8 protein-coding genes and 1 pseudogene are annotated in these 12,985 nt (G+C 49.9%); 6 read left to right on the top strand and 3 right to left on the bottom strand.

Features of this window, described 5'->3' with window-relative positions:
- Positions 1–67: 67 nt before the first annotated feature.
- Entirely contained in the window at positions 68–1,498 is a 1,431-nt protein-coding gene (locus PKI34_11090) for an FISUMP domain-containing protein (protein HNS18355.1), read from the bottom strand.
- Positions 1,499–1,793: 295 nt separating this feature from the next.
- Here PKI34_11090 and PKI34_11085 point away from each other — a divergent pair, with 295 nt between their 5' ends.
- The 5 genes from PKI34_11085 to PKI34_11065 all read left to right on the top strand — a co-directional run bounded on the left by PKI34_11085 (position 1,794) and on the right by PKI34_11065 (position 6,677).
- The gene (locus PKI34_11085) at positions 1,794–2,135 is read left to right on the top strand and encodes a hypothetical protein (protein ID HNS18354.1); all 342 of its coding nucleotides are present in this window, start codon (positions 1,794–1,796) and stop codon (positions 2,133–2,135) included.
- A gap of 186 nt (positions 2,136–2,321) precedes the next feature.
- Positions 2,322–3,038, top strand: a complete 717-nt coding sequence (locus PKI34_11080) for an ABC transporter ATP-binding protein (protein HNS18353.1) — start codon at positions 2,322–2,324, stop codon at positions 3,036–3,038.
- Positions 3,039–3,041: 3 nt separating this feature from the next.
- The gene (locus PKI34_11075; protein ID HNS18352.1) at positions 3,042–4,274 is read left to right on the top strand and encodes an ABC transporter permease; all 1,233 of its coding nucleotides are present in this window, start codon (positions 3,042–3,044) and stop codon (positions 4,272–4,274) included.
- 18 nt (positions 4,275–4,292) lie between these two features.
- Entirely contained in the window at positions 4,293–5,558 is a 1,266-nt protein-coding gene (locus tag PKI34_11070; GenBank protein HNS18351.1) for an ABC transporter permease, read from the top strand.
- A gap of 15 nt (positions 5,559–5,573) precedes the next feature.
- Entirely contained in the window at positions 5,574–6,677 is a 1,104-nt protein-coding gene (locus tag PKI34_11065) for an efflux RND transporter periplasmic adaptor subunit (GenBank protein ID HNS18350.1), read from the top strand.
- A gap of 424 nt (positions 6,678–7,101) precedes the next feature.
- On the opposite strand, the gene PKI34_11060 is transcribed toward PKI34_11065, so the two are convergent.
- Positions 7,102–7,302 carry a cold shock domain-containing protein gene (locus PKI34_11060; GenBank protein ID HNS18349.1) on the bottom strand — a complete coding sequence of 67 codons (201 nt, stop codon included), beginning with the start codon at positions 7,300–7,302 and terminating at the stop codon, positions 7,102–7,104.
- Positions 7,303–7,662: 360 nt separating this feature from the next.
- Positions 7,663–11,085, bottom strand: coding sequence for an FISUMP domain-containing protein (locus tag PKI34_11055; GenBank protein HNS18348.1), 3,423 nt, complete (start codon positions 11,083–11,085; stop codon positions 7,663–7,665).
- Positions 11,086–11,356: 271 nt separating this feature from the next.
- Here PKI34_11055 and PKI34_11050 point away from each other — a divergent pair.
- Positions 11,357–12,973: pseudogene (locus PKI34_11050) on the top strand (S46 family peptidase).
- Positions 12,974–12,985: the final 12 nt, after the last annotated feature.

Genomic DNA, 12,985 nt, shown 5'->3' with positions numbered 1-12,985 from the left:
CAGACGGATTCCAGCTTTAAAGTCCGCAACCGACCTTCGAAAACTGCTCAGGCAAGCTGTTGCCTTCTCAGTTGTTCCTTATGCAGCGGAGAGAGAATCCGTTATCCTTGCTCAGTATGGGTAAGTAGGAGTTGGGATAGTCGTAGTTCAGGAACAGATATCCTGCGTCGTTTTCATCAATCTGTGAGGATGCCCAATAATAGCAATCATAGCCTATGCCATAGAAATATCCCAGGCTGTTGCTGCGGTCACCTGCAGGAAAAGCAGTGAATCCGCTTTCATTGGTTGCACCCTCGTTGGGCGACTTCCACAGGCCTGATCCCTCCTCCAGGTTGCCAGTTGACTTGAGCTTTCCACCGGCAACAGATGAACCTCCCAGGTGGGTGATCAAATCGTTCCATTCCTGCACAGTGGGTATGTGCCATCCATCCGGGCAGATTCCCTGTGCACCTTCGGATGTCGCGTATTGCATCGCTTCGGGCCATTCATAAAGTCCTCCGTATACGTTGCAATTCTCGGGAAGGTTATTGTAGCAATATTTCTCGATGATGCCGTTGTTTGCCTGCTGAAATCCGCTTACAGTACTGTTGATCCAGCTGCCCACGTTGAGGTTCTCCTTGAGCCAGCATTGGGTACCGATCTGTACCGTATGATAGGTCTGTCCTGCATAGTTCACAACCGGGATGCCCTGACAGGATTGGATTGCTGAAAAACCAATGATGACTTCATCTTCTGAACTGCCACAAGGAGTGGATATGGTCCATTTAAGCTGGTAGGTTGTACCTGCCGTGCCATGAACTGCACTCGACGGGTTCAATGGATCATCGATCGATCCTCCGTTTCCGCTCACCACTGTCCATATGCCCGTGCCATTTACAGGCACATTTCCTGCCAGGATCGCGGTTGTATCGGTCAGGTTGAGCTGATCAGGGCCGGCATTGGCCGCTGTGGGCAAAGGCGTGCAATTGCCGCAGATCTCGTACCATCTTTCGTTGACATAATAATTCAGGCAGTTCGTGGTCAGGTTGTTGATCGTCATCCCGCTCACCGGGTTCTGGATGGCATCGCGTTGCTGAGTCGTCATGCTGGGAAGGCTGGCCGCAGAAGTGGATTGCAGCGCATAAGGAACGGCCAGCAATTGAGTGATTCCCATGTTGGTATAATTCGAACCACCTTCAGGATCCACCTCCGTTTTCAGAAAGTACGTCCCGGATGTCCAGTCGATCTGACTAAAATCACCTGTTTCAGCCGTACCCGTTCCGATGGCAGGATTGACCTGCCCGAAATTGTTCGTAGTACAGGTATGGGTTTCACTGTAGACGGTATTCCCATCGGCTGATCCCAGTAAAATGCTCATCCTCATCTGAACCTGCTGATCCTGGATCAGCACTCCGGAGGATTCGCGAAGGACAGCCTGGTAATTAAAGGCCTGCGGTACCTGGGCAGCAATGGTAAAGGAAATGATGGACAGGCTAACGAACAGAAGAAGTCTTTTCATAAATCAGGTAATGAATGGGTCGGCAAAATTAGGAAAACAAATTGAATTGGAGGCATTACAGGGCTGATTGTTTACTTTTGCTTATGCTACTATCATAAATGACCGTTGTTCAACTTAAATTTTCCTTCATTTTCAGTTGAAAGGTTCCGATGATGGTTTAATGCATCCAACCCAATCTTGGTTCCACAGCCATAGTGTCCGGCAACGATCTGACCTGTACAGCCACCATTGCCCTGGACAAGAATATTGAACATTTTGCTGCTGTGTTGCAGGGGAAGCTCTTCCTGCAACTACCGTGCGACACCCGGCGGTGTTCAACAACTTTAACCAGAATTTCCGCGATTTCGTTGCTTACGCAAACATACTGCATCGCAAAGGAAAAGCCGATCTCGCCGTCCTGACCGGTGACATTGTTGATTATATTGAACCTGGCCGCAACTTCGATCACTTTGATTCGGACAACCTTGTCCATCCGACGGACAACTTCCAGCTATTGCAGCAGCTGGTCACAGGGTGGCCTGTATCCTCGGGCGTGACTGCGGGTGAGGAACTTGAAATACCATATCGTAGTGTTGGGAAGGCACCGGATCCTCTGCATGGATACGGGCCACGATGCCGGTACCGATTGAAAAGCTGAACATTTGCTGATTTTTTATCTTGCCGGACTGTGGTCAAAAATGAACAGGCAGTGTAAGATAAGTGAACACCTGATGCCCGGGGATTTTTCTGAAAGATTTATTCAATTAATTGATAATGAATTATTTGATTCACATGGCATGATTCGTGGAGATTTTTATGATTAATAAATTTTAACCTCCTCTTCATGATTTCCCTGAAGAACATTCACAAATCGTATGTTACGGGGACCAATTCGCTTCATGTGCTGAAAGGTATCGATCTGGAAGTTAGGGAAGGTGAGCTGGTTGCCATCATGGGCTCATCCGGATCCGGCAAATCAACCCTGCTGAACATCATCGGGATGCTCGACACCTATGATGAAGGGGACTACCGGCTGGAAGGGCAACTGATCAGGAACATGAGCGAAAAGAAAGTGGCCCGTTTCCGTAACAGTCATATCGGATTTGTCTTTCAGTCGTTCAATCTCATTTCATTCAAGAATGCACTGGAGAACGTGGCACTACCACTTTACTACCGGAACGTAAGCCGCAAAAAGCGTAACCAGGTGGCCATGAAGCTGCTGGAAAAAATGGGGCTCGCGGAATGGGCAGAGCACATGCCCAATGAGCTCTCCGGCGGACAGCAGCAGCGCATTGCCATCGCGCGTGCACTGGTCTCCAAACCGAAAGTGATCCTGGCCGATGAGCCGACAGGGGCACTTGATTCGAACACATCCTTTGAGGTGATGGATCTTTTTAATGAGATCAACCAGTCGGGAATCACGATCCTGATCGTCACGCACGAAAATGACATTGCACACCGGACCGGCAGGATCATCCGGCTTCACGACGGGAACATCGTGACCGATGAAGTGAACGGTGTACGCCAACATCAGTCCATTTTCCAGTCTTTAATTTCCTGATCCATGTTTGATGCAGACAAATGGCAGGAGATCTTCAGCACGATCAGCAGGAACAAACTCCGTACATTCCTGACAGGCTTCAGTGTTGCCTGGGGAATCTTCATGCTGATCATTCTGCTGGGTTCCGGTCAGGGACTGGAGAACGGGGTGAAGGAACAGTTCAGGGATGATGCCACCAACAGCATCTGGGTCAATCAGGGAACCACCTCCATGGCCTATAAGGGGCTGAAGCCGGGAAGGAACATTCAGTTTGCCAACGAAGATCATTCCATCATCCGGGATTTGCCCTATGTGGAGCACGCTGCCGGACGGTTTAACATCTGGGAAAATACGACCGTCAGTTATAAAAACCGGTATGCAACCTATGACATCATTGCGACCCACCCTGATTATGCCTACCTGGAAAAGCTGGAGGTGAAAGTTGGGAGATATCTGAATGAGCTTGATATAAAAGAGTTCCGCAAATCCGTGGCCCTGGGTGAGGTGGTGGAACGGGAACTTTTCAAAGGGGAGCCGGCAGTGGATCAGTATATCATGGTGGCCGGCATCCCGTTCAAGGTGGTGGGTGTATTTACTGATCCAGGAGGTGATCGGGATCTTAACCGTGTTTATATTCCCATTTCCACGGCACAGCGTGTTTTCAACAGGGGAAACAAGATCAACCAGATCTCGCTGACCGTCAGCGATGTGACCATTGAACAGAGTAAGCAAACCGTGGAAACCATCCGCAGGGAGCTGAGCAAGCGTCATACGATTCATCCGGACGATAAACGGGCTTTGTTCATCTGGAACACCCTGGAGGAATACAAAAAATTTCTCAGCCTGTTTGCCGGCATACGGATGTTCATCTGGATCATCGGCATCGGCACCCTGATTGCGGGCATTGTTGGCGTGAGCAACATCATGATCGTGGTGGTGAATGAGCGCACAAAGGAAGTCGGCATCCGGAAGTCACTCGGGGCAACGCCCGGTTCCATCATCGGGCTGATCCTCCAGGAGTCGATTCTGATCACGGCATTTGCAGGGTATTTTGGGCTCATTGCCGGTGTTGGACTGCTGGAGATCGTTTCTCCCTATTTTGCGGACGGTGATAATTTTTTCAGGAATCCGGAGGTCGATTTAAGGGTGGCCCTGGTGGCAACCGGGATCCTGGTGCTGGCCGGTGCCCTGGCGGGCCTGATCCCTGCACGTAAGGCAGCGGCCATCAAGCCCATTGAAGCATTAAGGAATGAATAATCAACCAGGTGTTTATTTATGTTCGACGCAGACCGCTGGAATGAGATCTTTTACACCCTGAAGAAGAACAAACTTCGTACGTTCTTTACAGCGTTCGGAGTCTTCTGGGGAATCTTCATGCTGGTCATCATGATGGGCAGCGGTAACGGATTGCGGAATGCTATCCTGGCCGACTTCGGCAATATGGCCACCAACAGCGTCTTTATGTGGACCCAACGGACGACCATGCCGTATAAGGGATTTCAGCGGGGCCGGTATTTCAATTTCAGGAACAACGATACCCGGGCGTTGAAAGAAAAGATTCCTGAAATCGATCTGGTTGCACCACGCATCCAGGCCTGGGGAGGGGGAGGGGCCAACAATGTCATCCGGAACGACCGGACATCCTCATTCACCATCTTCGGCGACTATCCTGAAATACAACGCATAGATCCCCTTAACCTGCTCGAGGGGCGGTTCATCAATCATCTGGATATTGACCAGCGCCGGAAAGTGGCCGTGATCGGTGCAAAAGTCAAAAATGACCTGTTTGAACCCGGTGAAGATCCCATTGGTGAGTACCTGAAGATCCAGGGAGTTTATTTCCAGGTTGTGGGCGTGTTTGAATCCAAAAAATCGGACCAGCAGGCTGAACGGGAGAACCAGGTCATCTTTTTACCCTTCACATCCCTGCAACAGACATACAATTATGGTGACATCGTGGGATGGTACGCTTTTACTTCCCATCGCGATGTTCCGGCTTCCGTTGTTGAAGCCAAAGCCAAGAAATTGCTGGCAGAGCGGCACGGCATTCACCCGGAAGACCAGCGGGCCATCGGATCGTTCAACCTTGAAAAGGAATTCAACAAGATGACAGGACTGTTCACCGGGATACACATTCTGATCTGGATCGTCGGAGCCGGGACACTGTTTGCCGGTGTGGTCGGCGTTTCGAACATCATGCTCATTGTGGTGCGGGAACGAACGAAAGAGATTGGCATCCAGCGTGCTATCGGCGCTACGCCCTGGAACATCATGATCCAGGTAATCATCGAATCCGTGATCCTGACAACGGCAGCGGGCTATATTGGCCTCGTGGTGGGGGTTGGCATCCTCGAGGGGGTGAACGTTGCAATGGCAAAAACAGGGACCAGCAGCAACATGTTCAGGAATCCGGAGATTGATTTCCAGATGGCGATGGTTGCCCTGGCCATCCTCGTTTTATCCGGAGTGATCGCCGGATTGATACCGGCACGGCGCGCAGTCAGTATTAAACCCATTGATGCAATTCGCTTTGAATATTAAAATCACTGTCATACCATGAAAAAAGTACTGAAAATAGCACTTCTTGTGATCCTCCTGTCCGCTTTCATCGGGACCATCTGGTTTCTTTACAACAAGTCCAGGGCAGAAACCGTCGTATATGAGACTGCGAAGCCCTTTGTGACCAACATCATCAAAAAGACGGTGGCCACAGGCTCGGTGGTGCCCAGGAATGAGATTGTCATCAAGCCAAAGGTATCCGGAATCATTGATGAGATTTATATTGAGGCAGGAGAATACGTCAAGACTGGTGATGTCATCGCCCGGATCAGGATCATTCCCAACATGGTCAGTTTGAACAGTGCTGAATCGAGGCTGACCAGAGCGAAGATTACGCTGGACAATGCAAAGAGGAATTATGATCGCCAGAAGCAACTTTTCGATCAGCAGGTGATCTCGAAAAATGATTTTGAGCGTTTTGAGCTGGATTACATGAATGCCATGGAGGAGCTGGAGAGCGCCGAAAACAACCTGCAGCTGATCCGTGACGGGCAGACCAGGGATTCCAACAGGGAATCCAATACGCTCGTGCGGTCAACCATTTCGGGTATGGTGCTCGATGTGCCGGTGGAAGTGGGAAGTTCGGTCATTGAAAGCAATACGTTCAATGATGGTACGGCTATCGCCACGGTGGCGGATATGGGTGAGATGATCTTCAAGGGTAACATTGACGAAACCGAAGTGGGCAAGATCAGCGAGGGGATGAAGCTGATCCTGACCATTGGAGCCATTGACCAGCATAACTTTAATGCCGTGCTGGAACATATTTCACCCAAAGGGGTGGAGGAAAACGGCGCCATTCAGTTTGAGATCCGGGCGGCAGTGGAGCTCAGTGAAGCCGCATTTATCCGGGCGGGATACAGTGCCAATGCCGACATCGTTCTCGACCGAAAGGACAGTGTTTTGGCCATCCAGGAAAGCCTCCTGCAATTTGACCGGGACACTGCTTTTGTGGAGGTGGAGACCGGACCTCAGAAATTTGAACGAAGAAACATTAAAACCGGCCTTTCCGACGGGATCAACATTGAGATCCTGGATGGCCTGTCGAAAGACGATCAGATCAAAATGAACAATGGCACCTCGGGCAGTTCGGCCAAATAAGGTTATAGGGTAGCTATTTTGAAAAATTTTTATCCACAAGTGTGACTTTCTTTGATTAAGTCCCGTCATTTTTTTAATAGCTCGTCCGTGCGCACTGTTCAGTTACCTTGTCCATATCATTCGTGATTTCCAGAAGGACCAGCTGAACAACCTAAACTATTTTTCCCTCGATATCCTTGAAAAACATGGCCTTACGTCTGATGACCTGAAAAAAGCCGCACAGCAGACCAGTATCCCTGTGGCATTCAGGGAAGTGATCCGGGAGTTTAGAAGTAAAAGAGAGTAACCATTGACCCCGGCAGGGATCCTGCCGTAGCTATCAACATAAGCCGTCAAGTAATGAAAGTTGATTATTAAGGATTACGCTGATAGACCGAAGGAAAGTCTCAGGGGGATGTGCTGATTTGTTATAAGTCGTTCAGGTTCAATTCACTGGTTTTACATTGATGGCCACCGGACCTTTCTCATCCTGCTTAACGTCGAAGGTAACAACCTGATCGGGCTGCAGCTGATCAGTTCCACCCACGATACTTGTGCGGTGAACAAATACATCTCCGCCCTCTTCCGATTCAATAAAGCCGAAACCTTTGGCTTCATTGTACCATTTTACTTTTCCTTTTGCCATGATTTGTAGATTTTAGGATGTGATTTAAAGTTTGCACTGAACCGGTTTCCATAAGAATGAAGATCTTTCCCGTTCAAAGGGAAATCACCGTCAATACAATTCATTTGTTCTGATTTCGATGGATTTAAAAAAAAGAGCAGGACTATACTATAAGTGACGGTTTACTAGCAAGTGAGAGCACTGTTTCTTAAATCTGAAAATTTTAGCAAAGATAAACATTTTCCTGAATCAACTCAGGAAAAAAAGCATTGTTAAGGCGAATGGATCCGACAAACCTGTTTTACCCCGTGTATGATGAGGGGTGTCAGAGATCATGGATGATCGCTTGATGGACCATTGCGCAATCCGCAGTGTTGGGGATCAGTGCCCGACATACAGCTTTGCTCCGACACAGGTTCCTCCTCCGTCACCGTAGAGGTCCTCGAAATATAGCAGCCATTGACCTCCGGAAGTCTCTCCGTCAAAGGCATCGGTGGTGAAGGTGAAGTCGTTCGTGCAGCCATTATCAGCAAATCCCTGCCAGATCTGCACAGTGGTGCCGGCAGGTGATTTCAGGAACAGATAAACCTCATCCGGCCATTCATCGGAGCAGATCTGTGCAGCGGTGACCAGGATACAACTAACCACGATATTTTCATTGGTGGGCACTGAAATATCTGCCCAGCCGATGTCGGTCCAGGAGTCATATTCGTACGCATATGGATCGGTGAGATCCTCATAGGTATATTCATTGATTTCGTTCGTGCAGCTGCTGAAGTAAATGCTCACCCGGTCTGTTGAGCTACCGCAGATGGTAGTGATCGTCCAGGAAAGGACATAGAAAACATCTGCCTGGCCCTGGAAGGTACTGAACGGATTAGCTGGGTTTGAAATGATTCCCCCGTATCCCTCAACGATTTCCCATTCCCCTAAGCCGAAGATGGGTATATTCCCTTGAAGTGCAGTGGAAGTCACGCCCATGAGGATCTGGTCGGGTCCGGCATTGGCCTGGGTGGGCTGGGGGGTGCAGTCGCGGATGCAGCGGATTCCTGATCCGCCTTCTTTGTACCAGTCAGAGCGGTACACTTCTGCACCGTCATTGAACAGCCCCCTGTAATAGGCGTAATCCGAATCATATTGCGTTGATGTCCAATACTCGCCATAATATCCCAAATCAACGAAAATGCCATCCCAGTGATCCTGGTAACCGGATGGAAGCGCCGTGAATCCGCTGAAGTTGGTGGCGGCAGTGTTGGGTTCGTGCCAGAGGCCCGTTCCCTGTTCAATAGTGCCCGTGGCTTTCATGGCACCCCCGGCAACTGCTTCTCCCCCCAGATAATCCGTGAGCTCTGTAAATTCTCCGTCGGTAGGAAAGTGCCAGCCATAGGAACAGACGCCCTGCACTCCCTCGGCAGTCTGGTACTGCATGGCTTCATACCATTCGTACAGTCCGCCGTAGGTGTCGCAGTTGGCCGGATTATTGTCGTAGCAAAATTTTTCAATCACCTGGTTGTCGGTTTGCAGTTGTCCGCCGTCATTGCTGTAGATCATTGTGCCGGTGTTCAGGTTTTGGGCCATCCAGCATTGATCACCGATCTGCACCGTGGCGTAGAATTGTCCGTCGCGGCAATCTTCCAGCAGATCCCCGCAGGTGAATGTTCCTTCCTGGGCGAAGCTGATTGCCACCAGGTCGGAGGATGTTCCGCAGACCGTGGTGATGGACCAGGAAAGGGTATAGATCGTGCAGGGTTGTCCCTGGAATCCGCTGGTGGGGTTGGTGGGATCGGCCAGGGTCCCTCCATCACCGCTGATGATCTGCCACATCCCTGTACCTTCAACAGGGGTGTTGCCTGCCAGGGAGGTAGAAGTTCCGGGCAATCCATGCTGATCAGGTCCGGCATTTGCCGGTGTGGGGCTGGGTGAGCAACTTTTGATGCACCTTATGGCCGAACCACCATTCTTGTCATAGTCCGAGTGATCCAGGTCAGCCCAATCGTTTTCCAGGGCACGGTACCAGGCGTTGTCAGCATCGTACTGCGAGGAGGTCCAGTAGTCGCCGTAGTATCCCAGCGACCAGGTGCTGCCGTCGCCAGCGTCGCGGTAACCATGTGGCAGGCCCGTAAAACCGCTGGAATTGGTAGCTCCCACGTTGGGCTCGTACCACAGCCCTGTCCCATCCTCTATTGTTCCGGTGGATTTCATTTTTCCTCCGGCCACAGCTTCTCCGCCTAATTCATTGGCAAGCATATCATACTCCCCTTCGGTGGGGATGTGCCACCCAACCGGGCAAATGCCCTGCGCTCCAGGCGTTGTCAGGTACTGCATGGCTTCGTTCCACTCATACAGTCCTCCGTAGGTAATACAATTGGCCGGATCATCATCGTAGCAGTACTTTTCGATCATCTGGTTGTTGGTTTGCAACTGACCTCCTGAAGTGCTGGCGATCATTGTTCCTACATTCAGGTTTTCGGCCATCCAGCACATAAAATCGATCGGGACGGTGGCGTAGGATTGCCCGTCGCGTTCATCGACCAGCGGATCGCCGCAGGAGAATCCCCCTCCGGAAATAAAGCTGATCACCACCTGGTCGGACGAACTTCCGCATGCGGTGGTGATCGTCCACGACAACGTATATTCACTCCCTGCTGCACCCTGGAACTGGCTGGAGGGGCTTGAAGGGTCATTGATCGTGCCGCCTGTTCCATTCAGCACCTCCCACAGACCTGTGCCATATTCAGGGGTGTTGCCTGCTAACATAACAGAAGTGCCTTGGATATCAAGCTGGTCAGGTCCTGCATCCGACTGTGTGGGTTCAGGCCAGCAGCCCTTGATACAGCGTACGGAATATCCACTCCATTCGTTATCAAAAGAGTTGTCGACACGGTACAGGGTGGCATCGTCGGTGGCAAGATACCGAAGCCACGCGCTGTTTGTACCTGACTGTGTGGATGACCAAAAGAAACCATAGGTTCCGAGGAGGCCAAAATCGACACCGCCAGCATCCCGGTATCCCCCTGGAAACCCCGTGAATCCACTTTCATTGGTTGCACCTGCATTGGGAGTGTGCCACAGGCCCGTGCCCGCTTCAATCGTGCCGGTGGATTTCATTTTTCCGCCGGCAACTGCTGAGCCTCCTAAAAACACATTCAGATTAGACCATTCACCATCTGATGGGAGATGCCACCCGGGAGGACAAATACCCTGAGCCCCTTCATCGGAAACATACTGCATTGCTTCCGGCCATTCGTATAAACCGCCATATATTGCGCAGTTCTCCTCATTGTTTCCGAAACAGTACTTTTCAATGATGCCATTGTCTTGTTGCTGATACCCAGCTGAGGTGCTGTTGATCATCGTGCCCACGTTCAGGTTCTCCCTGAGCCAGCACTGGTCACCGATCTGGACCGTACTATAGGTCTGACCTTCATAGAGAACCGGTGCAACACAGCTGCAGGGAATACCCGGCACCTGCATGATGATATTCACCATTGAAATGATATCCAATACGTTGATCCATCCATCAGCATTCACATCAGCGACGTCCTCGTTGAATGGATGAGGATCGTTTCCCATGATATAGTTCACCATAAAAATGATATCCAGCACATTGACTACCCCATCTTCGTTAACATCTGCGCACAACACTTCACTTTCCTCCGGAGGGGATGGAACGTCAGGTGTTAAAAAAGAATATTCCGTGAATTCAGCTGATGGAATTGCATCAGATAATGCGGCCCTGTTCTGGCCGGGTAAAATCAGGATAGCCATCATCAATAGGATGGCGCCAGGCAGATGTCGGTTCATGATTTTTGCATTAGGGTTAAGAAACGAAATTTCGCGTCGAATATAATGAATTAACCAATTACGGACAAGTAATATTTATAGAATTATTTGAGGGTTCATAAATTGTCCCATAGGGATTATCGATTGCCGATTGCCGATTGCCGATTGCCGTGGTATCCAATGCTCATTTACGATCAATCATTGTTAAGGAACCAGACACTTGCTAAGGGGTTACTATCAGTAATTTTATTTATAACTAATTTATAATCAATACATTATTATAGATGGCATGATGTGTGCGAACTTTTTCGGTCATAACCTGTCAGGCCTTTGCAATGCAGTCGTCCAGCTGGGAGGAGGTACGGCTTCTTTTGTCTCACCTGAAGGATTACTGTTGACAAACCATCATGTTGCCTACACGGCTCTTCAGCGGGCATCGAGTGTCAGCAGCAATTACCTTGCGGATGGATTCCTGGCCGCGAATCGAACGGATGAAATCCAGGCTCCCGGTTACCGTGCACTGTTGCTGACGGAGATGAGGGATGTCACGGCAGAAGTAAGTGCTGCAGGCAAAGGCATTGCTGATCCTGTGGAAAGGGATCAGGCCATCAACCGGGAGATCGCCGGTATGACCGATAAACTTGAAAAAGGGAAAGAAGATGTGCGCGCCTTGGTATCGGAGCTGTACAATGGGAAACAGTACATGCTTTATGTTTATAAACAGTTCAAAGATATCCGGATTGTTTATTCACCTCCTCTTTCAATTGGAAAATACGGCGGAGAGACCGACAACTGGATGTGGCCGCGCCATACAGGCGATTTCTCATTCCTGCGCGTTTATGTCGCCCCTGACGGCACGGGCAGGGAATACAGTGCTGAAAACGTTCCTTACCAGCCAAAAGTATGGTTCAAAGTGGCAAACGATGACCTGAAGGACGGCGATTTTAATTTCATTATCGGATTTCCCAGATTTACCACGCGTTACCGATCTTCCAACTCCGTAGCGTGGAATTTCAAATACAATTATCCATCCACCATTCAACAATACACAGAGGTCATCGGCATACTTGATGAGAAAACGAAAAATGATCCTGCAGGAAAACTGAAGGTGGCAAGCCTGAGGGCTGGCCTGTCAAATGTTTTGAAAAACTACGAGGGAAAGGTGGCGGGATTTGAGAAAACGGACTTCCTTCAGAAAAAGCTGGATTTCGAGAATGCGTTTTTAAAATGGGCCAACAGTGATCCGGAAACCAGGAATAAATATGGCACTATCATCGACAAGGAGAAGGATCAGTATCTTATTCTTGAGAAAACAAGAGAACGTGACGATGTTTTCGGAACCATTCAGGGTCTTTCTGGCATACAGTTGGGCGTGGCGGCAACCATTTACCTGCTTGTCAAAGAACTGGAAAAACCTGAAAGTGAGCGACAACCCGGACTGGATGAAAGCGCAATCCAGGAATCCATCAACAACCTGCAGTACACTTATATGAACTATTATGAACCTGTGGATAAGGAGTTGCTGCTGCGTGTATTGAAGAAGGCCATGGCGTTGCCGCCGGGATAGCGAATAGCAGGGCTTGATCATCTATTCAATGACCGGTCGAAAACGCTGGAGCAGTTCGTGGATGAAGCATACAAATCATCGCGGCTGAACGACCTGGGGTACGCGCGAAGCCTCTTCGGAAAATCATCCGCAGAACTGGAGGCGCTGGATGATCCCTTTATCGACCTGGTTGCGAATCTCTACTCGCTTTCCAAAGAGATCAGCAGGGCCAATGAGTCGTTTGCCGCCAACGTCACCAGCATCCGGAAGGAATACATCGATGCCCTGTACGAATGGAAAGGCAGCACCCTTTATCCGGATGCCGACGGCACCATGCGGTTCACCTGGGGACCTGATCAGTGACTGGCAGTACGA

Source organism: Bacteroidales bacterium, assembly GCA_035342335.1.
Taxonomy (GTDB): Bacteria; Bacteroidota; Bacteroidia; order Bacteroidales; family JAGONC01; genus JAGONC01.
This window is presented reverse-complemented; position numbering and strand designations above follow the sequence as displayed.